A 21677-nucleotide genomic window follows, 5' to 3' on the forward strand; every position below is an offset into this window, starting at 1 on the left:
AGCCCGCGAGAGCAAGCGCCAAGCCGCCAGAAGCGGACGCCTCGGGCGAGCCTATCCGTGAAACGCCGGGGTCGGGGCCGGGTCATCGCCGGGGGTGGCGCGGCATGGTGATCACCTCGTCCTCGGTCACGACCATGTCCAGCGGCTGATCGGTTGGCTCCAGCGGCAGCCCCTCGGCCTCCTGCGCGCCATAGGCAAAGCCGATGGCAAGGGTCGGACGCGCGGCGCGCAGCCCTTGCAGCGTGCGGTCATAGAAGCCGCCGCCATAACCCAGCCGCCCGCCCGCACGGTCAAACGCCACCAACGGCACGATGAGGATTTCGGGTGTCATGAAGTCGTCCGTCTCGGGCACCATCGCGCCGAAAGGGCCCTCGCGCAGCGGGCATCCGGGCTCCCATCGCGAGAAGCGCAGCGGCAGGCCCGCGCCCTCGATCACCGGCACGGCGACAGGACCGTGGGCCGCGGCTTCGGCCATGGCGGGCAGCGGGTCGATCTCGGAGCGGATCGGCATGTAGCCCGCGAGCGACACGCCGCGATGGCCCGCGAGCACGGCAGACAGCAGCCCTGCCCCCCCCGGAGGCGCGGCACGATGCGCCTCAAGGCGGCGGGCAAGCGCGGCCTTGCGCGCGGCGGCCTTGCGCGCGACGAGATCGCTCATATCAGGACCATCGTCGCAATGCCGAGGAAGACGAAAAAGCCCACGATATCCGTGATCGTTGTGACAAAGGGCCCGGAGGCCACCGCCGGATCGACCCCCATGCGTTCAAGTACGAGCGGGATCAGCACGCCCCCCACCGCCGCCCCGATCAGCGTGAGCAAAAGCGCGGCCGCGATCACCATGCCGATGACCGGCTCGCCGAACCAGAGCGCCACGACCCCGCCCATGATCACGCCGAAGGCCAGCCCGTTGAGCGTGCCCACCCCCGCCTCACGCGTGAGCACACGCACGGCGTTCGAAGCCGTCAGGTCCTTGGTCGCCAGCGCCCGCACCGCGACCGCAAGGCTTTGCGTGCCGGCATTGCCGCCCATCGAGGCCACGATCGGCATGAGGATCGCCAGAAGCACGATCTGCTGGATCGTCGCCTCGAACTGCGCGATCACCTGCGCGGCCACATTGGCGGTGATCAGGTTGATCAGCAGCCAGGGAAAGCGGCCCCGCGCCGTTGTCCAGACCTTGTCGGTGAGGCTGGTATCGCCAACCCCGGCCAGCTTGAGGTAATCCTCCTCGTGCTCTTCATCGAGAACGATCATCGCGTCATCGATGGTGATCACGCCGACAAGCCGCCCGTCCCCGTCCACCACCGGAGCGGAGATCAGGTGATACTGGTTGAAGGCATAGGCCACATCGGCCTCTTCATCGGTCACCTTGAAAACATGAAAGGTCTCTTCGACCAGATCGCGCAACGGGGTCGAGCGGCGTGCCGCCATCATCTTGCCAAGCGTGATATTGCCCACAGGGTGCAGGCGCGGATCGACAAGAATCACATGGTAGAATTGTTCGGGCAATTCCTCGGCGTTGCGCATGAAGTCGATTGCATCGCCCACGGTCCAGTGCTCGGGGGTCATCACCACCTCGCGCTGCATCAGGCGGCCGGCGGAATATTCCGGGTAGGTCAGCGATTGCTGGACGGCGACGCGGTCGCTGTCCTCCAGTATCTTGAGGATCGCCGCCTGCTGTTCGTCCTCGAGATCCTCGACAAGGTCCACCACGTCGTCGGAATCGAGTTCGCGCACCGCCTCGGCCAGAACCTCGGGGGTGAGCAGGCCGATCACCTCTTCGCGGATCGACTCGTCAAGTTCCGACAGGATGTCGCCGTCGAATTCCTGCCCGTAAAGCGTGATCAGGCGACGCCGGTCATAGGCGTTGATCTGTTCGAGAAGGTCGGCGATATCGGCCGGGTGGAGCGGCTCCATCTCCGACCAGAGAAGCTCTCGGTTCTCGGTGTCGAGCGCATACATGATCCGCGACATGCGCGCACGGCCGAGCGGCTTGTCGGTCTGCTCTTCGGCGCCAGCGTCGGGCACAAGGTCGTCGTCTTTCTCGGCCATGCTGCCCTCCTGTGTCGATGCGCCATCCCCGTGCGCTGGTTGCCTGGTGCTGATTAAAGGCTGCACAGTCGAAAAACAATCGCGCACCCGGGGATTTGTCGGCGCGCTTCAGCAGCCCTGCCGGCCCAGGACCATGACCCAGACATTACCCGGCGCGCGCGCCAGCCCGAATTCGGCAGCCTGGTCGTGCAGGATGTTGCGCCGATGCCCATCTGACGACATCCAGCTCAGCAGCACCTCGTCAAGCGTGGTCTGGCCGCGCGCGATATTCTCGGCCACGAAGCAAAAGCCATAGCCCTCGCGGCGGACGCGCTCTGCGATTGTGCTGCCATCGGCGCCGGTATGGCTGAAGTAGCCGCGCAGCGCCATGTCGCGTGCATGGCGGGCGGCGGCGCGACTGAGCGGGACCGATACGGCCAGCGGCCCGCGATCCCGCGCCGCGCGGTCAGCGTTGATGCGCGACTGCGCGCCCGGACCGAAATCGGCGGTCGCATCGTGGGCCGATGCCATGCCGTCCAGGGCCAGTATCAACAAGAGGCCAAGCGCGCCCCGCCTCATGGCACCCGCGACAGGATCGCCAGAGCGGCCTCGTGCTGCTGCCGCCCCGCAGCGGCCAGAACCCGCCCACCCTCGTGGACGGGATTGCCCCGCCAATCGGTGACGATGCCGCCCGCCGCCTCGATCACCGCAATCGGCGCCTGGATATCATAGGCGGCCAGCCCAGCCTCGACCACGAGATCGATATGCCCTGCCGCAAGCAGCGCGTAGGCGTAGCAATCAAGCCCGTAGCGGGTAAGTTTCACATGCCGTGCCAGATCGGCAAAGCCCGCCCCCTCGGCCGGGCTGCCCACCTCGGGAAAGGTGGTGAACAGCACCGCATCCGAGAGCGCGCGATCACCGCGCGCGCGCAGGGTGCGCTCTCCCAGTGGGCCGGTCAGCCGTGCGCGCCCCAGCCCGCCCTCGAACCGTTCGCCTATATAGGGCTGGTCGATAAGACCGTAGATCGGGCCACCGTGATCGGAAACCGCCACCAGAACGCCCCAGGTCGGTGCCCCCGACATGAAGGCGCGGGTGCCGTCGATCGGGTCGATCACCCAGGTCAGACCACTTGTTCCGGGCGTGGCGCCGAATTCCTCGCCAAGGATGCCATCCTCGGGGCGCAGCCGTTCCAGCAAGGCGCGCATCGTCCGTTCGGCGGCGCGGTCGCCCTCGGTGACGGGATCGAAACCGCCATCGCCATGCTTGTTGTCTGCGCAGAGGGCATCGTTGCGGAAATAGGGCAGAACGGCCTCTCGCGCGGCATCTGCCAGCACGTGCGCCGTTTTCACAATCTCATCGTGGTCCATCGCCTTGCCCCCGGCTATTCACTGTCGGCGGCATAGCCCGTGGCCCGGTCAGGCTCAAGCCACCTCGCTCAGGACACGGGCAAGATCGAACAGGCGGCGGCGCTGATTCTCGGGGATCGCATAGTAGGAACGCACCAGATCAAGCGCCTCCTTGTCGGTGATGATCTCGGCCGGCAGCGCGGACCCGCCTGACGCTTCCTTGGAAAGGCCGTCGAAGAAGAAGGAAATGTCCACATCGAGCGCGTCGGCGATATCCCAAAGCCGCGATGCGCTCACGCGGTTCGCGCCGGTTTCGTATTTCTGGATCTGCTGGAACTTGATCCCCACCGCCTCGGCCAGTTGTTGCTGGGTCATGCCGATAAGCCAACGGCGATGGCGAATTTGTTTTCCTACGTGAATGTCGACCGCGTGCGGCATGAATTTTTACCTCTCAAAATCAATCCTAGGACCACGAACATCACATTTGCGTGCATCAATGAGATGCTTTGAGACCCGAAGTCCGTGCCTAACGGTCGCAAAAATCACCTTGAAACACAAGGCATATCGCGCCTGCCGTGCAAGAATTGATCAAAAGTCACGCAATTTATCCGTGTTCCTATTCTTTTGAATAGGGGCTTGCGTCGGGTCAGGGCAATGCGCTCCGGTCTGCGCGACGCGGAAGCGAATCGGATGGACAGGAATGCGCGCTCCGCTTACCTCATGGCCAGCCAGACCGGAGAAGCCGCATGCGCGCCTATCACATTGCCCAGGCCGGGGTCGCCCCGGCGCTTGTCAAGATTGCCACCCCCCGACCCGGCCGGGGGGAAATCGGGGTCAGGGTCGCCGCCTGCGGGCTGAATTTCGCGGATCTGCTGATGATCGAGGGGCGCTATCAGGATACGCCCGAGCCCCCCTTTACCCTCGGGATGGAGGTGGCCGGCACCGTCGAGTCGGTAGGCGCCGCAGTTGAGGGGATCGTGCCGGGCGCGCGGGTGGCGGTGTTTGGCGGCCAGGGTGGGCTGGCCGAGTTCGGCGTCTTTCCGGCGGCACGCGCGGTCATTCTGCCCGACACCATGAGCTTTACCGACGCCGCCGCCTTTCAGGTGGCCTATGGCACCAGCCATGTCGCACTTGACCACAAGGCGCGGCTAGAGCCGGGCGAGACGTTGCTCGTTCTCGGCGCGGCGGGGGGCGTGGGCCTGACGGCGGTGGAAATCGGCAAGCAGATGGGCGCGCGGGTCATCGCCTGCGCGCGCGGCGCGGACAAGCTGGCCGTGGCCCAAGAGGCCGGGGCCGACCACCTGATCGACGCCGCAACCCAGGACATCCGCGAGGCCTGCCGCGCGCTTGGCGGCGTGGATGTCGTCTATGATCCGGTCGGCGGCGATCAATTCACCGCCGCCTTTCGCGCCTGCAACCCCGAGGCGCGCATCCTCACCATCGGCTTTGCCTCCGGCGAGGTGCCGCAAATCCCCGCCAATCACCTGCTGGTCAAGAATATCAGCGTCATGGGCCTCTATTGGGGCGGCTACCTCAAATTCCGCCCCGAGGTGGTGACGCAGAGCATGACCACCCTCTTTGGCTGGTATGCCGAGGGGCGGCTCCGCCCGCATGTCTCGCACATCCTGCCGCTGGAACGCGCGGGCGAGGCGCTCGATCTGCTGCGCACACGCAAATCCACCGGCAAGGTCGTGGTCACGACCACCCCCGGTCACGACGACAGATAAGCCCCGCCTTGGACATGCAAGGTCTGGCCGGTGGCACAGGCCCCCTCGGGCGTGCTCATGCCGCGTCCTCCGCAAGCGCCAGACGCGGCCGCGCCGCCACCGCCGCCTCGCCGCCAAAGCCCTGCCGCAGAAACCCGGCCAGCACCCCAACCATCGGATCGTGGCCCGCGCGTGCATAGAGATTGATTTTCTGCGCGCCCAGATCGGGCAGCGCATCACCTGCCGCGATCGCCTCTTGTTGCGGCGGGATCGAGGTCTCAAGCAGCGCCCCAACGGCAAGATCGGCGCTCACCAGCGCCTCGACCGCGCGCACATCGTCCGAGATGACCGCCATTTCCCAGTCGATTCCCGCCGCATCCAGACGGCGCTCCACCACGCTGCGGAAAATACAGGCGCGCGTGAAGGCAAGGCGCAGCGGGCGGCGCTTCCAACAGTGCCCGCCCCGCGCCCCGCTCCAGCGCAGGGGAATTTCGGTCAGGGTCTCGCCGCCCGGCTCCACCCCTTCCTCAGTGGTCAGGATCAGGTCCATCTCGCCGCGCGCGAACGCCGCGCGCAGCCGCACGGTATTGCTGGCGCGCAGGTTGACGTTGACCCGCGGATAGGCGGCGTTGATCTGCTTGAGCACGCGCGGCACGACCGGGTAAACGATGTCATCGGGGATGCCAAGGCTCAACTCGCCCTCATAGACCGGCTCGGTCAACCGCGCCACCGCCTCGTCATTGAGGTCAAGGATACGCCGGGCATAGCGCAAAAGCTGCTCGCCCGAGGCGGTGAGCGCGACGCGCCGGTTGGCCCGCTCGAAAAGCGCAAGCCCCAGCATTTCTTCCAACCGCTTGATCTGCATCGACACCGCCGATTGCGTGAGGTTGAGCATGGCCGCCGCCCGCGTGACGCCGCCGTGATCCGCCACGGCGACGATGGCGCGCAGCGTGGTGATGTCGAGATTCCGCATTGTTCAACCCTTGTGATGAAAAGCCACACAAACATTCATTTTGAAAATTTAAACACACAGGCGAGAATATCAATCGGAAAGAAAGCCCCCGGATCATCGCCATCGAGAAGGAAATACCATGTCGCCCCGCGCTCTCGCTCCTGTCCTGTCGCTTGCCCTGCCGCGCCGGTTCGTACTGGCTCGGATGATCGCGGTCTGGCATCAGCGCCGCGCGCTGGCGCGGCTCGATGCGGATGCGCTGGCGGATCTGGGTCTCAGCCGCGGTGATGCGCTGCGCGAGGCGCGCCGCCCCTTCTGGGACCTTCCTGCCCAATAGTCATGCTGCGTGGCTTGCTGCCCGGAAAACATATCGGAAACAGTCGGAAATACTTGAAACCGGCACCTGTCTCACCGATATTACCGACAAAGCCCCATCGTGGGGTGGCCATTCAACTGGAGGTATCTATGGCAGAGTTCAACACAATCCGGACGGCGTCAGGAGTTCGCACCGCCGAGATTGACGCGGGCCTGCGCGCGCACATGAACAAGGTCTACGGCACGATGTCCGTGGGTATGCTCATTACCGCGCTGGCGGCATGGGCGATCTCGGGTCTTGCGGTGACCACGGATCCCTCGGCGGCCGCCGCACAACTGCCTAATGGCAAGATGCTCTCGGGTCTGGGCGCGGCGCTTTACCTGTCGCCTCTGAAATGGGTGGTGATGCTGGCGCCGCTGGCCTTCATCTTCCTCGGCTGGGGTGCGGTGATGCGCCGGGCATCGGCGGCAGGCGTCCAGCTTGCCTTCTTCGCCTTCGCATCGCTGATCGGCATCTCGCTCAGCTCGATCTTTCTGGTGTTCACCAGCTTCTCGATCGTGCAGACATTTCTGGTGACGGCGATTGCCTTTGCCGGTCTGTCGCTGTGGGGCTACACCACGAAAAAGAACATTTCCGGTTGGGGAACCTTCCTGATCATGGGTGTGATCGGCCTGATCGTGGCAATGATCATCAACATCTTCCTGCAAAGCCCGGCCATGATGTTCGCGATCTCGGCCATCGGCCTTCTGATCTTCGCGGGGCTGACGGCCTTCTATACGCAGGAGATCAAGAACACCTATGTCGCCCATGTTGCACACGGCGATCAGGAATGGCTGGACAAGGCCGCCTATGACGGCGCGCTGAGCCTCTACATCAGCTTCCTCAACATGTTCCAGTTCCTGCTCATGTTCATGGGCCAGCAGGAATAGGGTTGCGATCCGCGCAAAAGCACAAGGGCCGGTCATGACGACCGGCCCTTTTCGTTCGTGCCGTCTGGCCCTGGTTCTGGTTCTGCCTCTGGCTCAAGCCGAAACCGGGAGAGGCCCCGCCCGCTTCAGGTGTTGAAGAGAAAGTGCAGCACGTCGCCATCCTGCACGATGTATCCCTTGCCCTCGGAGCGCATCTTGCCTGCCTCTTTGGCCCCCTGCTCGCCGCCAAGGCTTACATAGTCCTCGTAGGCGATGGTCTCGGCCCGGATAAAGCCCTTCTCGAAGTCGCCATGGATGACGCCCGCCGCCCTGGGCGCGGGCGTGCCGTGGGGAATTGTCCAGGCGCGCGCCTCCTTGGGGCCGACGGTGAAATAGGTCTCAAGCCGCAGAAGGGCGTAGCCTGCGCGGATCAGCCGGTCGAGTCCCGCCTCCTCCAGCCCCATTTCGGTCAGGAACATCTCCGCCTCATCGACCTCCAGCTTGGAGATTTCCTCCTCGATCTGGGCCGAGATCACCACCGAGGCTGCGCCCTGCTCTGCCGCCATGGCCGCCACCGCCCCGGAAAAGGCGTTGCCGCTGGCCGCGCTCGCTTCGTCCACGTTGCAGACATAGAGCACCGGCTTGGCGGTCAGAAGTTGCAAGAGCCGCCAGGCCCGCACATCCTCGGCCTCCACCGGGACCGTGCGAGCGGGCCGCCCCTCCTCCAACGCCGCCTGGGCAGCGGCCAGAAGCCGGTCGGCCTGCGCGGCTTCCTTGTCGCCACCCTTGAGCTTGCGCACGAGGCCCGCGCGGCGCTTTTCCACCGATTCCAGATCGGCCAGCATCAACTCGGTCTCGATCACCTCGGCATCGGCCACCGGATCAACGCGCCCCTCCACATGGGTCACGTCGTCATCCTCGAAGCAGCGCAGCACATGGGCGATGGCATCGACCTCGCGGATATTGGCAAGAAACTGGTTGCCGAGGCCCTCGCCCTTGCTTGCCCCCTTCACCAGACCGGCGATATCGACAAAGGTCATGCGCGCGGGGATGATCTGGCGCGAGCCGGCAATCTGCGCCAGCCGCTCGAGCCGCGCATCGGGCACCGCCACATCGCCCACATTCGGCTCGATCGTGCAGAAGGGAAAATTGGCCGCTTGTGCGGCTGCGGTGCGCGTCAGCGCATTGAAAAGCGTGGACTTGCCCACATTGGGAAGCCCCACGATACCCATTCTGAATCCCATCGGTCTGCCTCTCTCGTGCGCCTCTTGTTCCGGGGCGCATCTACGGGGGCGGCGGGGTCAAGGTCAAGCGCGCGTCAGACCTTGGTGGCCGAGACCGTCGGCGTGATCCGCCGCTTGAGCACCGCCTCGCGCCAGGAGATGAAGCTGATAGCAGCCACGATCACCGTGCCACCGAGGATCACGAACAGATCGACCCCCTCGCCAAAGACCAGCGCGCCAAGAAGCACCGCCCAGACAAGTTGCAGGAAGGTCACCGGCTGCGTAACCGCCAGCGGCGCGGCCCGAAAGGCCAGCGTCATGGTGTAATGTCCGGCGGTGGCAAGGCAGGCCACGGCGAAAAGGATTGCCAGTTCCCAGGGCGTCGGCGGCACCCAGACGGCGATGGCCATGGGTGCAAGGCCGATGGTCACGGTGATCGACAGCATCGCCACCACCACACCCGCGCTAACCCGCCCAGAGAGCACCTTGGCAATGAGGTAGGACCCGCCAAAGAAGATCGCCGTGAACAGCATCGCCAGATGGCCCGGCCCCACCTCGCGGAAACCGGGCCGCAGGATGATCAGCGCGCCGCAGAGCGCCACGACCACGGCGATCACCCGGCGCACCGCCAGACGCTCGCCCAGAAAGAGCGCCGCGCCGATGGTGACATAGATCGGCGCGAGGTAGTTCATCGCCGTGACATCGGCGATGGGGATGCGCGCCATGGCATAGAACCAAAGCGCGACGCCGACCGTGTGCAGCGCGCCGCGTGCGCCGACAAGACTCCATGTTCCGCGATCCAGCCGCAGGTTGCGCAGAGTGCCGAGCATCGGCAACAGGAACACAAGCCCGAGGAAATAGCGCAGAAACGCTGCCTGAGGGGCTGGCACGCGTGTGCCGAGAACCTTGACCAGGGCGGTGACGCCGACAAAGAGCAGACCCGTCAGGATCATCCAGACAACCCCACGGATGGGGCTCGCCATGGTCTCGGTCGTGGTGATCCTGTCCGCGCGCATGGGCGGCATTAAGTCACGGCGCACGCGCCCTGTCGAGGCAGGGTGCGGCGCTTTGTCATGCGCGGGGCACAAGCCCCCATCACGCAGGGTGCATGGCTCAGGGCAGCGGGATGAACTCGGTGTCATCGCCCGGCGGCAAGGCAAAACGGCCATGGTCGCGCGCCGCCCAGTCGACCTTGGCCGCCTCGATCAGCTCGCGCGAGGAGGCCACGAAATTCCACGAGATATAGCGCGGCCCGTTAAGCGTCTCGCCGCCCAGAAGCAGAAGGCGCGCGCCCGCCTCGCCCGCGTGCAACGATAACCGGTCGCCGGGGCGAAATACCATCATGCGCCCCGCCTCGAACACTTGGCTCCCCACGCTGACCGCGCCCGAGAGCACATAGGCGCCGCGATCCTCGTGATCCTCGGGCAGCGGCACGCCCGCGCCGGGGGCAAGCGTCACATCGGCGTAGAACATATCGGTGAAGGTCGAGACCGGCGCGCGCGCGCCCCAGCCCCGCCCCATGATCAGGCGTAGCCGCGTGCCGCCATCCTCGAGCACGGGCAGCACCTCCCTGGCGTGATGCTCGAAACTCGCGGCGCGCTCTTCTTCTGTCTCGGGCAGCGCCACCCATGTCTGGATGCCGAACAGGCGGCTCTCGCCCCGGCGCGTGGCCTCGGAGGTGCGCTCGGAATGGGTGACGCCACGCCCCGCGACCATCCAGTTGACCGCGCCGGGATAGATCATCTGATCGGTGCCAAGGCTGTCGCGGTGCTGGAACTCGCCCTCGAAAAGATAGGTCACGGTGCCCAAACCGATATGCGGATGCGGCCGCACGTCGATCCCCTGCCCGGTCAGAAACTCCGCCGGGCCCATCTGGTCGAAGAAGATGAACGGCCCGACCATCTGCCGCCGGGGCGCGGGCAGCGCGCGGCGCACCTCGAACCCGCCCAGATCGCGGGCGCGCGGCACGATCACCGTCTCGATCGCGTCCATGTCTGCCCCCTCGGGGCAATCGGGCTCCATGCAGGGATTCCAACTCATCGCATCTCTCCTTTCGCTGACGGAGCCAGTCTAGCACGGATCGCTCAGCCCGCGAGCAGTCCCGCCGCGATGGACCACATCACCACCCCCACGCCCGCATCCAGCACCCGCCAGTTCTCGGGACGGCGGAAGAGCGGGGCCAGAAGCCGCGCGCCATAACCAAGCGCGAAGAAGAAGGTGAAACTCGCCGTCACCGCCCCCGCGCCAAAGGCCAGCCGGTCCTCATATTGCGCCGAGATCGAGCCAAGCAGAACCACCGTATCGAGATAGACATGCGGGTTGAGCCAGGTAAGCGCGAGGCAGGTGAACACCGCGCGGGTGCGGCTCCCTGCCGCCTCGCCCGCCTCCAGCACCGCCCCGCCCCGCCATGCGGCACGGAAATTGCGCGCGCCATAGACAAGCAGGAACGCCGCGCCGCCATAACGCATGATCCGCTCCAGCCCCGGCACTGCCTCTGCCAGCGCACCGAACCCCGCCACACCCGCCGCAATCAGCACCGCATCCGACAGCGCGCAGACCAGCACCACCGCCAGCACATGCGCGCGCCGCAACCCCTGCCGCAGCACAAAGGCATTCTGCGCCCCGATCGCCAGGATGAGCGAGAACCCGAGCGCAAACCCCGCCAATGCCGCCTGCATCTGCCTGTCACCCCTGATTGCACGGCGCTTGCCTAGCGGGGCGCGCGGCATTACTCAAACTCAATTGCCTAATGCAGCATCAGGTTTTTTAATGATCCTTCCTGCCGACCAGCTCGCCACGCTCCGCGCCATCCTGCAATCGGGCAGCTTCGAGGGCGCGGCGCGGATGCTGGGGGTCACGCAATCGGCGGTCTCGCAGCGGCTCAAGGCGCTGGAGACCCGCATCGGCGCCCAGCTTGTGCGGCGCGCCACACCCTGCACGGCGACCGGGGCGGGCGAGCGACTGGCCGCCCATGCCGATCAGATCGCCCTTCTGGAGGCGCATCTGGCGCGTGACCTCTGCGCGCTCGCGCCCCCGCCGCAGACCCGATTGCGGCTTGCGGTCAATGCCGACAGCCTTGCCACCTGGCTGCCCGAGGCGCTGACGGGACTTGAGGGGCATCTTTTCGATCTGGTGATCGACGATCAGGATACGGCGCATGATCGGCTGATGCGCGGCGAGGTTCTGGGCGCGATCACCTCGCGCGGCGCCCCCCTGCCCGGCTGCGATGTGACGCCGCTCGGTCGGCTGCGTTATGTCGCCGTGGCCAGCCCCGCCTTCATCGCCCGGCACTTTGCGGAGGGTGTCACGGCCGCGACGCTCGCCCGCGCCCCGATGCTGCAATACGACGCCCGCGACCAGTTGCAACACCGCTGGATCACGCAGGCCACCGGGGCCACGCTCAGCCCGCCCTGCCATCGCTTGCCCTCGGCGCATGGCTTTGCCGAAGCGTCACGGCGCGGCCTTGGCTGGGGCATGAACCCCGAACCGCTTGTCGCGCGCGACCTGCGGCGCGGGCGTCTGGCCGCGCTCGCGCCCGATCACCCGCTCGATACGGCGCTCTACTGGCAATCAAGCCGCCTTCTGGGTGCGGCCCTCATCCCGCTCACCCGCGCGTTGCGCCGTGCGGCAAAGGCGGGGCTTTTGCCGCCGGAGTGACGCGAACGGCTCAAGGGCAGAATATATCGTTGAAGACCGCGAAGAGCATGAGCGACAGGATAAGCGTCAACCCCACCGCCATCATCACCCGCAGCGCGCGCTCGCTTGGCGGGCGGCCCGCCACCGCCTCGTAGGCGTAAAACACAAGATGCCCGCCATCGAGCACCGGCACCGGAAAGAGGTTGAGCAGACCCACCGCCGTCGACAGCACCGCGATGAACCAGATGAAGCTTTGTGCGCCCTGGCTGGCCATCGCACCCGAAACCTGCGCGATGCCGATGGGGCCGGACATGTTGCAACTGCTGATCGCGCCGGTGACCATGTGATAAAGCCCCGAGAGAGAGCCCTGGATGATGCGCCCGGTCTGCGCAACCGCCTGGCCAAGCGCCTCGGCGGGCCCAAGCGCCTCGGTCGCGGGCTCGAACGCCATCGCCCCGGCGACGCCGATCCGCCACTCGGTGCGAAAACCGCCTTCGGCTTGCGGCTCGTCGGTGCGGCGCGGCACCAGCGTGAGCGCGAGCACCTCGCCCTCACGCCAGACACTCAGCGCCAGCGGCGCGCCGTCCGAGCCTTCGACGATCTCGCGAAGTTCCCGAAAGGCGTAAACCGGTCTGTTGTCCACCGCGATGATCACGTCACCCGCCTGAAGGCCGGCAGAAAACGCCGCCGATTGCGGCGACAGGCCGCCAACCAGCGGCGGCATGAGATGCGGGCCTTGCACATTGCGCGACCGTCCGTCGCGGATCACTTCATAGTCCAGCAGCGGTTCGGCAGGCAGCGCATCGAGGAAATCGTCATAGCGCTCCTCTACTTCGCGATCAGGCATGGGCAAGCCCGCGATGGTCACGATCTCGTCGCCGGGGCGCAGGGTCACGCCCGCCACGGGCAAAGGCTTCAATGCCCCCACGGTCAGCGGATCGGCAGTCTTGCCGCCGCTCATCATAACGGCCGTGAAAATCAGGATCGACAGCACAAAGTTGAACACCGGCCCGGCAGCCACCGTCGCCGTACGCGCCCAGAGCGGCGCACCATGCATGGTCTGGCGCAAACGCTCTTCGGGCATGGCGGCCATGGCGGTGCCGTCCTTGCCGCTGGCCGCATCCGCATCGCCGAGGAACCTGACATAACCACCAAACGGCAGCGCCGCCACCTGCCAGCGCGTGCCATGCCGGTCGGTGCGGGCAAACAGAACCGGGCCAAAACCCAGCGAGAACACATCGGCCTTGATCCCCGACCACCGCCCGACAATGTAATGGCCGTATTCATGCACCGCCACAATCACCGAGAGTGCCACCACAAAGGCCAGAATCGTCATGAAAAGACTGCCGAATTGCGGCAGGAAGCTGATGATGTCCACGCTCTATCCCTGTTCGTTTCGCTTTGCCACCTGATCGATGCACTGCCTAGCGAGATGGTCCATCTGGGCTACGCGATCAAGGGTCAGTGTGCCGCCGCGCGCCTCTGGCAGCGCCAGAAGGCTCTCCAGCACCACCTCGACCAGCGGGGCCATCCCCGTGAAACCGATGCGCCCGGCGATGAAATGATCAAGCGCGCGCTCCTTTGCTGCGTTGAAGATCGCGCCCGCCAGCCCACCCTCCTGCATGACCGTGCGCGCCAGCCGCAGCGCCGGATAGCGCGTCTCGCAGGGCGCGCGGAACTCAAGCGTGCCGATGGCCGCAAGATCAAGCGCCTCGACGGGCAGCGCGCGGCGCTCTGGCCAGTGAAGCGCATAGCCGATGGCGTGGCGCATGTCGGGTGGCCCGACATGGGCGATAAGGCCCCCGTCCGCGAACCCCACCAGCGCATGAACCAGCGATTGCGGGTGAATCAGCACCTCGATCCTCTCGGGCGCGAAGCCGAAGAATTCCCGCGCCTCGATCATCTCCAGCGCCTTGTTGAACATAGAGGCGGAATCGATGGTGATGCGCTGGCCCATGTCCCAGTTGGGATGGCTCGATGCCTCGGCCACGGTGGCGCCGGCCAGCCGATCCAGCGGCCAGTCGCGGAAGGCCCCGCCCGAGGCGGTGATGATGACGCGGGTCGCGCTTGCCGCATCCGCCCCCGCCAGCGCCTGAAAGATCGCCGAATGTTCGCTGTCCACCGGCAACAGGCGCGCACCGTGCCGCCGTGCCGTCTCCATCACCAGCGGCCCGGCGGTCACGAGCGATTCCTTGTTGGCAAGCGCCAGCGTCGCGCCCGCCTCAAGGGCGCGCAGCCCAGGCGCAAGCCCCGCCGCGCCGACAATGGCCGACATGACCCAATCGGCGGGCCGCGCCGCCGCCTCTATGAGCGCGGCGCGCCCGGCAGCGGCCTCGACGCCCGAGCCATCGAGAGCGGCGCGCAACTCGGGCAAGAGCGTCTCATCGGCGGTGACGGCAATCTCGGCCCTCAGGGCGCGCGCATCCGCCGCCAGTCGCGCGATGTTCTGTCCGCCGGTCAGCGCCACCACCCGGTAATCGCCCGGCGCACGCGAGACCAGGTCGATCGTGCTCTGCCCGATCGAGCCGGTCGCGCCAAGAATGGAAACCCGCCTCATGCCACCCCCGGCAAAAGACCCGTCGCGCGCAAAAGCCCCGCCATCAGCGCCGCGCCCAGCATCGCGTCGAACCGGTCAAGCACGCCGCCATGGCCGGGAATGAGGTTGGAGCTGTCCTTGACCCCCTGCATCCGCTTGACAGCACTTTCGGCGATATCACCCATCTGCCCGGCAAAGCCCACCAACACCGAGAGCGGCACAAGCACCAGCCCCGCCCCGGTCGGCCCGGCGAAGAACGCGCCGACGACCCCTGCACCGATCCAGCCCGCCACAGTGCCTGACCATGTTTTTTTCGGGCTGATGCGCGGCCAGAATTTTGGGCCGCCAAGGGACTTGCCCGCGAAATAGCCCGCCACGTCGGAGACCACGACAATGGCCACGAGCCAGAGCACCCAGATCAGCCCCGCCTCGACGCGCAACCCCCCCATGACCCAGGCCCCGATCAGTGCCCAGAGCGCCAGCGCCGCGAAGGGGCCGCGCGCTCGCTCGACGCTGCCGGCCGCCACCAGCACCGCCGCGACCATCAACGGTAACACGAACAGCCCCGGCAGCCACAACGCCAGCGCCACCGCCACCGCGCCAAGCACCCCGGAGCGCACCGCGTCTGATGCCCCGAACAGCCGGGCCGCCTCCCACATCAGCAGCCCCGCAAGGGTCACCACAAGCGCGGCAAATACAAGGCCCCCCGCCCAGATCGCACCAACACCTATGGCGGCCATCGCCACGCCCGAGGCCAGACGCGGTGCCAGATCGCCCCATTGCGCGCCCGCGCTCATGCAGTCACCGCGCCGAAACGCCGTTCACGCGTGCTGTACTGGGCCAGCACCGAGGCGAATACCTCGCGCGTGAAATCAGGCCAGAGCGTGTCGATGAATTCGTATTCCGAATAGGCCGACTGCCAGAGCAGGAAATTCGATATCCGCGCCTCGCCGCTTGTGCGGATCACAAGATCCGGGTCGGGCAGAACGCGGGTATCGAGGTAGCGCGGCAGCGTCTGTTCATCGACCGTCTCGGGATCGAGCCGCCCCTCGGCCACATCGCGCGCGAGGCGCCTTGTGGCGCGCGCCACCTCGTCGCGCCCACCGTAATTGATCGCGATGGTGAGGTTCAGGCGCGCGCAATGGGTGGTCATCGCTTCGGCCTCTTCCATTAATTCGCGCAGGCGCGGCTCCAGCCGGTAGCGGTCGCCGATGAAGCGCACGCGCACGTCCTCGCGCACGAAATCCTGCATTTCCTTCATGATATAGCGGCGAAACAGGCTCATCAGCCCCGCCACCTCGGTCTGGGTGCGCTTCCAGTTCTCGGTGGAGAAGGCAAAGATCGTCAGATACGAAACCCCCAGATCAGGGCAGGCCTCTACAATCTCGCGCACGCGCCGCGCGCCCGCATGATGACCGAAAAGTCGCGGCCTACCCCGGCTTTGCGCCCAGCGCCCGTTGCCGTCCATGATGATCGCCACATGGCGCGGCCCGGCCTCGTCGGCCCCTGTCCTCGCCATTGGCGACCCCTCCGGCATCAGACCTGCATGATCTCGGCTTGCTTGTGATCAAGTGCCTCATCGACCAGTTTTATATAGCGGTCGGTGAGCGATTGCACCTCGCTTTCCCACAGCTTCTGGTCGTCCTCGGACATGCCCTCGGCCTTGGCCTTCTTGATCTGGTCCATGCCGTCGCGGCGCACGTTGCGCACGGCGACGCGGGCATGTTCGGCATATTGCGACGCGACCTTGGTCAGCTCTTTGCGGCGCTCCTCGTTCAGTTCGGGGATGGGCAGCATGATGATCGTGCCGTTGAGCTGCGGGTTGATGCCCAGCCCGCTCTCGCGGATGGCCTTCTCGACCTTGCCGACAAGGCCCTTGTCCCAGACATTGATGGTGACCATGCGTGGCTCGGGCACGTTTACGGTGCCCACCTGGTTGATCGGCGTCATCTGGCCATAGGCTTCGACCTGCACCGGCTCGAGCATCGAGGCCGAACCCCGGCCCGTGCGCAGCGAGGCAAACTCGGTCTTGAGCGCGTTCATGGCGCCGGTCATCCGGCGCTCGAGGTCGTCCATGTCGATATCGAAATCGTCTGCCATTGTCGTTCCTGTGTCCTTCTTGAGCGAGGATTGCCGCTTCTGTTTAACCTCAGGCATGCACCGTTGTATAGGTGCCCTCGCCAGCGAGGATTCCGCGGAAGCCGCCAGGCTCATCGAGAGAGAATACGATGATCGGCAGATTGTTGTCGCGCGCCAGTGCGATGGCCGAAGCATCCATCACGCCCAGATGCTGCGCCAGAACCTCGTCATAGCTGATCCGGTCATAGTGTTTTGCATCGGGATGTTTCACCGGATCCTTGTCATAGACCCCGTCCACCTTGGTGCCTTTGAAAATCACCTCGCAGGCCATTTCATTGGCGCGCAGCGTCGCGGCCGTGTCCGTGGTGAAATAGGGATTGCCGGTGCCGGCAGCGAAGATGCAGACGCGCTTCTTCTCGAGATGGCGCACAGCGCGGCGGCGGATATAGGGTTCGGCCACCTCGTCCATGCGGATGGCGGTGATCACCCGGCAGAAGACGCCGATCCGTTCCAGCGCAGATTGCATGGCAAGCGCGTTCATCACCGTGGCGAGCATGCCCATGTAATCGGCGGTGGTGCGCTCCATGCCCTGCGCGCTGCCCTGAAGCCCGCGAAAGATATTGCCACCGCCGATCACCATGCAGATCTCGACGCCCATGTCGTGAACGGATTTGACCTCTTGCGCGATACGCTCGACCGTGGGCGGGTGAAGGCCGTAGCCCAGATCCCCCATGAGCGCCTCGCCGGAAATCTTGAGCATGACACGGCTGAACCTGGCCTTGGGGGTGTCGGTTTGGGTCATGCGCTCTGTCTCCGCCGATGTTTTGTTGATTGCGCGCAAAATGTCGCAAATACCCGGCAGGTGCAATCGCAGAAAGCCCCTCTCGCCTTGCGCCGCGATTCAGGTTAGGTCGCGCGCATGGCCCTGACGGCAGAGACAGACCCCGCCCGCCCGGTGCTTATAGCGGGCCCCACTGCCAGCGGCAAATCGGCGCTGGCCATGGCGATCGTGCGCGCGCAGGGCGGCGTGATCGTCAATGCCGATGCGTTGCAGGTCTACGCCAACTGGCGGGTTCTCTCGGCGCGGCCTTCGGCGCAGGAGGAGGCGGCGCTGCCGCACCGGCTCTACGGTCATGTCGCGCCCGATCAGGAGTATTCCGTCGGCCATTGGCTGCGCGAGGTGCGCGCGTTGATCGAGACAGGTGCGCGGCTGGTGATCGTGGGCGGGACAGGGCTCTATTTTTCCGCACTGACCGAGGGGCTGGCCGAGATCCCCGAGACGCCCGCCGCGATCCGCGCCGAGGCCGAGCGGCTGCTTGACGCGGGGTGCCTTGCCGCGCTTGTGGATGCGCTCGACCCGCTGACACGCGCCCGCATCGACACGGCCAATCCCCGCCGCGTGCAGCGGGCGTGGGAGGTGCAGGCCGCCACCGGGCGCGGACTTGCCGCATGGCAGGACGCCACGTCGCCGCCGCTTCTGCCGCTCTCGGCGGCGACGGCGCTTCTGGTGGAGGCCCCGAAGGCCTGGCTTGATCCACGCATCGAGCGGCGCTTCGATGCGATGCTGGCAGAGGGCGCGCTCGACGAGGCGCGCGCCAATCTCGCCACATGGGACGCCACGCGCCCCGCCGCACAGGCCATCGGCGCACCGGAACTGATAGCGCATCTGCGCGGAGAGATAACGCTGAAAGAGGCCCGCGCCACCGCCATCAAGGCAACGCGGCAATATGCCAAGCGTCAGCGCACATGGTTCCGCGCCCGGATGACGGGCTGGCGCCGGATCGCGGCGGTATGACTCAGCAGCCCTTGCGCCAGAACACCGTCACCAGCGTGCGCCAGAACACATAGGCATCCAACTGCGGGTTGAGGTTGTCGATGTAATGCAGGTCCAGCTTGACCTTGAGGTGCGTTCCCTCGATCGAGTCGACATATCCCTGATCGGTTTGCGCCAGCCCGCTTATGCCCGGCCGAACAGCGTGACGACGCCGATATCCGGGCACACAGCGCACATATTTCCGCGCGTGGTGAAAGAAATCCGGCCGCGGCCCGATCAGGCTCATGTCCCCGCAAAGCACATTCAGGATCTGCGGCAATTCGTCGATCCGGCTTTTGCGCAGGATGCGCCCGAGCGGGGTGATCCGGTCATGCTCGAGCGGATCGTTCGCCGAGCGCGTGACACGTCCGGCGGGGGCCATGGTGCGGAACTTTATGGCCTTGAAGGCCGTGCAATTCCGACCCATGCGCACCTGGATGAAAAACAGCGGGCCCCGGTTGAAGATCGGGTTGAGCACAAGAAGGACACCACAGGACATGCAAAAGACGGGCAGCAGCAAGAGGCTGAAGACGACATCGAACACCGGCTTGACCAGACGGGCATATGCGCTCACCCAAGCCCTTGATGCGGCCTCTACGGGGCTCTCGTCAGACGAAAAAAGGCTTTGGTGTTTCACGAGGGCCACTCCGAAAATACAAGCGGGACAGCCGGCAAAAGCCAGCAGCTTTCGAGTTACTATTTCAAAACTGAGTTACTTCTAGTTGTTTCATTCATCTTTAGGGAGATTCGAATTCTGTGTCAAAATTCTTTGAGTTGTTTAAAGTCAACATGTGGATGCTTCTGGCGCAAAAACACAAAATATAGGGGGACAGCTGCCTCAGTGATCAGGGCAGGCAAGAAACAGCTTATGATTGCATAAAGATAATACCACACTTTATGAGTGTATTTACCCTTGCGCTATCGCCCAGGGCCAGCGCGGGGCCCTTGCATCCGGTGCACGACCTTCCTAATCGGGCGTCATGACAGCGATTTTCGATCAAGGCCCGCCCGCGCCCTGCCCCGTGCCGTTCAACATGGCCGCCCATGTGCTTGCCCGCGCGGGCAAGGCGCCGGACAAGGTGGCGCTGGCGATCCTGCGCCTTGCGGGGGCCGAACGCTGGAGCTATGCGCGCCTTGAGGCGGCCGTGCGCGGCACCGGCACCGGGCTTCTGGCGCAGGGACTTGAGCCGGGCGACCGGGTGCTGATGCGGTTGGGCAACACCGTGGAGCTTCCCATTGCCTATCTTGGCGCGATTGCCGTGGGTCTGGTGCCGATCCCCACGTCAAGCCAGTTGACCGCGCCCGAGGTGGCGGGCATCATCAAGACCACCACGCCCCGGCTGATCCTGCGCGGGCAGGGCGTGCCCTGCCCAGGAACCGATATTCCGGTGCTGGACGAGGCGGCGCTTGACGCCATGCGCGCCCTGCCGCCCGCCGATTATCACATGGGCGATCCCGACCGGCTGGCCTATGTGATCTACACCTCCGGCACTTCCGGCACGCCGCGCGCGGTGATGCACGCGCACCGCGCGATCTGGGCGCGGCGGATGATGTATGACGGCTGGTATGGTCTGTCTGAGGACGACCGGCTCTGTCATGCCGGGGCGTTCAACTGGACGTTCACCCTTGGCACCGGGCTGATGGATCCCTGGGCCATGGGCGCGACCGCGCTCATTCCTGCGCCCGAGGTGGCGGCGGAGCAACTGCCGCTCCTTCTCAAGCGCCATGACGCAACGATTTTCGCCGCTGCTCCGGGCGTTTACCGCAAGATGTTGAAGACCGAGGGCGCGCTGTCGCTGCCGCATCTGCGCTATGGGCTTGCCGCCGGGGAAAAGCTCTCTGACGCGATCCGCGCGCGCTGGCGTGCGGCCACGGGAACGGAGATCCACGAAGCCTATGGCATGTCGGAATGTTCCACCTTCATCTCGGGTAGCCCCGCCCGACCCGCGCCCCCCGGCACGCTTGGCCGCCCGCAGGCGGGGCGGCGCCTTGCGATCCTCGGGGCCGGCGGCCCGGTGGCCCATGGCGATGAGGGCACCATCGCCGTGCATCGCTCCGATCCGGGCCTGATGCTGGGTTACATGGGCGCGCCAGAGGCGACGGCGGCGAAGTTCGACGGCGACTGGTTCCTGACCGGCGATCTGGGGGCCATGGCCGAGGATGGCGCGATCACCTATCTGGGCCGCGCCGACGACATGATGAACGCGGGCGGCTACCGCGTCTCGCCGCTGGAGGTGGAGGCGGTTCTGGCCACCTGCCCCGGCGTGACACAGGTGGCCGTGACGGATATTGCCGTGAAAGAGGATGCGCGCCTGATCATGGCCTTCTATACTGCCCCTGCGCCGCTCGATCCGGCCATGCTCGACGCTCACGCCCGCGCGCGGCTTGCGGGCTACAAATGCCCTCGCGGCTTCTTTCATGTGGAGAGCCTGCCAACGGGGACCAATGGAAAACTCCTGCGCCGCGCCTTGCGGCCCATCTATGAGGCTCTCGATGGTCCGGCTTGACATCATCTCCGATCCGATCTGCCCCTGGTGCTATATCGGCAAGACGCTGCTCGATCAGGCGCTAGCCGAACGCCCAGGCCACCCGTTCGAGATCCACTGGCAACCCTTCCAGCTCAACCCGGAGATGCCCGAAGGGGGCATGGACCGCAAAGCGTATCTGGAGGGCAAGTTCGGCGGGCGCGAGGGCGCGATCCGCGCCTATGCGCCGGTGCTGGAGCGCGCCGAGGCGGCAGGGTTGAACATCGACTTTGCCGCCATCCCGCGCACGCCCAACACGCTTGATGCGCATCGCCTGCTGCACTGGGCCGAGGTCGAGGAGTGCCAGGACCGCATGGCCATGGCTCTTTTCCACGCCTATTTCGAGGAAGGGCGCGATATTGGCGATCACGAGGTTCTCGCCGACATCGCCGACAGCCTGTCGCTCGATGCGGCGCTTATCCGGCGCCTTCTGGCCTCGGACGCGGACCGCGCCGAGATCAGCGAGCGTGACGCGCGGTTCCGCAATATGGGGATCACCGGCGTGCCCACCTTCATCGTCAACGGCCAGCACGCCCTGCCCGGCTGCCAGCCGCCCGAGACCTGGCTGCGGGTGATCGACGAGATCACCGCGCAACTGGCAGAGTAAGC

The 21677-nt window shown here is 65.8% G+C and carries 24 protein-coding genes; 7 read left to right on the top strand and 17 right to left on the bottom strand.

Translation table 11 applies throughout. The annotated features are described in order from the left end of the window. Positions 1-82: 82 nt before the first annotated feature. The 5 genes from KAK09_RS02835 to KAK09_RS02855 form a co-directional block, all read right to left on the bottom strand. Positions 83-658, bottom strand: a complete 576-nt coding sequence (locus KAK09_RS02835; protein WP_210877300.1) for a 5-formyltetrahydrofolate cyclo-ligase — start codon at positions 656-658, stop codon at positions 83-85. Continuing rightward, on the bottom strand, positions 655-2049 hold the full coding sequence (gene mgtE / locus KAK09_RS02840; protein WP_210877301.1) for a magnesium transporter: 1395 nt from the start codon (positions 2047-2049) through the stop codon (positions 655-657). The genes KAK09_RS02835 and mgtE overlap by 4 nt, the downstream gene beginning before the upstream one ends. 108 nt (positions 2050-2157) lie before the next feature. Continuing rightward, complete coding sequence (locus tag KAK09_RS02845; RefSeq protein WP_247651007.1) at positions 2158-2559, bottom strand: CAP domain-containing protein; 402 nt, start codon at positions 2557-2559, stop codon at positions 2158-2160. A 44-nt stretch (positions 2560-2603) separates the two neighbouring features. After that, positions 2604-3395, bottom strand: a complete 792-nt coding sequence (locus KAK09_RS02850) for an inositol monophosphatase family protein (protein ID WP_210877303.1) — start codon at positions 3393-3395, stop codon at positions 2604-2606. A 54-nt stretch (positions 3396-3449) separates the two neighbouring features. Then, the gene (locus tag KAK09_RS02855) at positions 3450-3812 is read right to left on the bottom strand and encodes a helix-turn-helix domain-containing protein (protein WP_210877304.1); all 363 of its coding nucleotides are present in this window, start codon (positions 3810-3812) and stop codon (positions 3450-3452) included. 308 nt (positions 3813-4120) lie between these two features. Between KAK09_RS02855 and KAK09_RS02860 the strand changes: the two genes are divergently transcribed. Beyond that, entirely contained in the window at positions 4121-5101 is a 981-nt protein-coding gene (locus KAK09_RS02860) for an NADPH:quinone oxidoreductase family protein (protein ID WP_210877305.1), read from the top strand. A gap of 55 nt (positions 5102-5156) precedes the next feature. On the opposite strand, the gene KAK09_RS02865 is transcribed toward KAK09_RS02860, so the two are convergent. Further along, a complete protein-coding gene (locus tag KAK09_RS02865) occupies positions 5157-6053 on the bottom strand; it encodes a LysR family transcriptional regulator (protein ID WP_210877306.1) in 897 nt (298 codons plus the stop codon). A 118-nt stretch (positions 6054-6171) separates the two neighbouring features. Between KAK09_RS02865 and KAK09_RS02870 the strand changes: the two genes are divergently transcribed. Both KAK09_RS02870 and KAK09_RS02875 read left to right on the top strand, forming a co-directional pair. Then, entirely contained in the window at positions 6172-6369 is a 198-nt protein-coding gene (locus KAK09_RS02870) for a DUF1127 domain-containing protein (protein WP_210877307.1), read from the top strand. 128 nt (positions 6370-6497) lie between these two features. After that, positions 6498-7277: a Bax inhibitor-1/YccA family protein gene (locus KAK09_RS02875; RefSeq protein WP_210877308.1), complete on the top strand. Its 780-nt coding sequence runs from the start codon at positions 6498-6500 to the stop codon at positions 7275-7277. A gap of 125 nt (positions 7278-7402) precedes the next feature. On the opposite strand, the gene ychF is transcribed toward KAK09_RS02875, so the two are convergent. From ychF to KAK09_RS02895, 4 genes are all read right to left on the bottom strand, one after another. Next, positions 7403-8500, bottom strand: coding sequence for a redox-regulated ATPase YchF (gene ychF, locus KAK09_RS02880; protein WP_210877309.1), 1098 nt, complete (start codon positions 8498-8500; stop codon positions 7403-7405). 74 nt (positions 8501-8574) lie between these two features. After that, positions 8575-9495 (bottom strand): DMT family transporter, encoded by a 921-nt coding sequence (locus KAK09_RS02885; RefSeq protein WP_210877310.1) that lies wholly within the window; start codon positions 9493-9495, stop codon positions 8575-8577. A 97-nt stretch (positions 9496-9592) separates the two neighbouring features. Then, on the bottom strand, positions 9593-10519 hold the full coding sequence (locus KAK09_RS02890) for a pirin family protein (RefSeq protein ID WP_210877311.1): 927 nt from the start codon (positions 10517-10519) through the stop codon (positions 9593-9595). Between the two features lie 44 nt (positions 10520-10563). Beyond that, the gene (locus KAK09_RS02895) at positions 10564-11157 is read right to left on the bottom strand and encodes a LysE/ArgO family amino acid transporter (RefSeq protein WP_210877312.1); all 594 of its coding nucleotides are present in this window, start codon (positions 11155-11157) and stop codon (positions 10564-10566) included. 91 nt (positions 11158-11248) lie between these two features. Here KAK09_RS02895 and KAK09_RS02900 point away from each other — a divergent pair, with 91 nt between their 5' ends. Further along, entirely contained in the window at positions 11249-12136 is an 888-nt protein-coding gene (locus KAK09_RS02900) for a LysR family transcriptional regulator ArgP (protein WP_210877313.1), read from the top strand. 10 nt (positions 12137-12146) lie between these two features. Here KAK09_RS02900 and rseP read toward each other — a convergent pair whose 3' ends face one another. The 6 genes from rseP to pyrH are packed head-to-tail and all read right to left on the bottom strand — an operon-like array spanning position 12147 to position 17532. Next, entirely contained in the window at positions 12147-13493 is a 1347-nt protein-coding gene (gene rseP / locus KAK09_RS02905; protein WP_210877314.1) for an RIP metalloprotease RseP, read from the bottom strand. A 3-nt stretch (positions 13494-13496) separates the two neighbouring features. Next, the gene (gene dxr / locus KAK09_RS02910; RefSeq protein WP_210877315.1) at positions 13497-14672 is read right to left on the bottom strand and encodes a 1-deoxy-D-xylulose-5-phosphate reductoisomerase; all 1176 of its coding nucleotides are present in this window, start codon (positions 14670-14672) and stop codon (positions 13497-13499) included. Further along, positions 14669-15448: a phosphatidate cytidylyltransferase gene (locus KAK09_RS02915; protein WP_210877316.1), complete on the bottom strand. Its 780-nt coding sequence runs from the start codon at positions 15446-15448 to the stop codon at positions 14669-14671. The genes dxr and KAK09_RS02915 overlap by 4 nt, the downstream gene beginning before the upstream one ends. Beyond that, the gene (locus KAK09_RS02920) at positions 15445-16170 is read right to left on the bottom strand and encodes an isoprenyl transferase (RefSeq protein WP_210877317.1); all 726 of its coding nucleotides are present in this window, start codon (positions 16168-16170) and stop codon (positions 15445-15447) included. The genes KAK09_RS02915 and KAK09_RS02920 overlap by 4 nt, the downstream gene beginning before the upstream one ends. Positions 16171-16187: 17 nt before the next feature. Further along, the gene (gene frr / locus KAK09_RS02925; protein ID WP_210877318.1) at positions 16188-16751 is read right to left on the bottom strand and encodes a ribosome recycling factor; all 564 of its coding nucleotides are present in this window, start codon (positions 16749-16751) and stop codon (positions 16188-16190) included. Positions 16752-16800: 49 nt separating this feature from the next. Then, complete coding sequence (gene pyrH, locus KAK09_RS02930) at positions 16801-17532, bottom strand: UMP kinase (protein ID WP_210877319.1); 732 nt, start codon at positions 17530-17532, stop codon at positions 16801-16803. A 117-nt stretch (positions 17533-17649) separates the two neighbouring features. Between pyrH and miaA the strand changes: the two genes are divergently transcribed. Next, positions 17650-18525, top strand: a complete 876-nt coding sequence (gene miaA / locus KAK09_RS02935) for a tRNA (adenosine(37)-N6)-dimethylallyltransferase MiaA (protein WP_210877320.1) — start codon at positions 17650-17652, stop codon at positions 18523-18525. Position 18526: 1 nt separating this feature from the next. On the opposite strand, the gene KAK09_RS02940 is transcribed toward miaA, so the two are convergent. After that, positions 18527-19117, bottom strand: coding sequence for a sugar transferase (locus tag KAK09_RS02940; RefSeq protein ID WP_336244411.1), 591 nt, complete (start codon positions 19115-19117; stop codon positions 18527-18529). A gap of 406 nt (positions 19118-19523) precedes the next feature. Between KAK09_RS02940 and KAK09_RS02945 the strand changes: the two genes are divergently transcribed. Both KAK09_RS02945 and KAK09_RS02950 read left to right on the top strand, forming a co-directional pair. Further along, positions 19524-21050, top strand: coding sequence for a class I adenylate-forming enzyme family protein (locus tag KAK09_RS02945; protein WP_210877321.1), 1527 nt, complete (start codon positions 19524-19526; stop codon positions 21048-21050). Then, complete coding sequence (locus KAK09_RS02950; protein ID WP_210877322.1) at positions 21037-21675, top strand: DsbA family oxidoreductase; 639 nt, start codon at positions 21037-21039, stop codon at positions 21673-21675. The genes KAK09_RS02945 and KAK09_RS02950 overlap by 14 nt, the downstream gene beginning before the upstream one ends. The last annotated feature ends 2 nt before the right edge of the window (positions 21676-21677 follow it).

Origin of the sequence: Roseovarius autotrophicus (assembly GCF_018069895.1) — a bacterium.
Classification (GTDB): domain Bacteria; phylum Pseudomonadota; class Alphaproteobacteria; order Rhodobacterales; family Rhodobacteraceae; genus Roseovarius; species Roseovarius autotrophicus.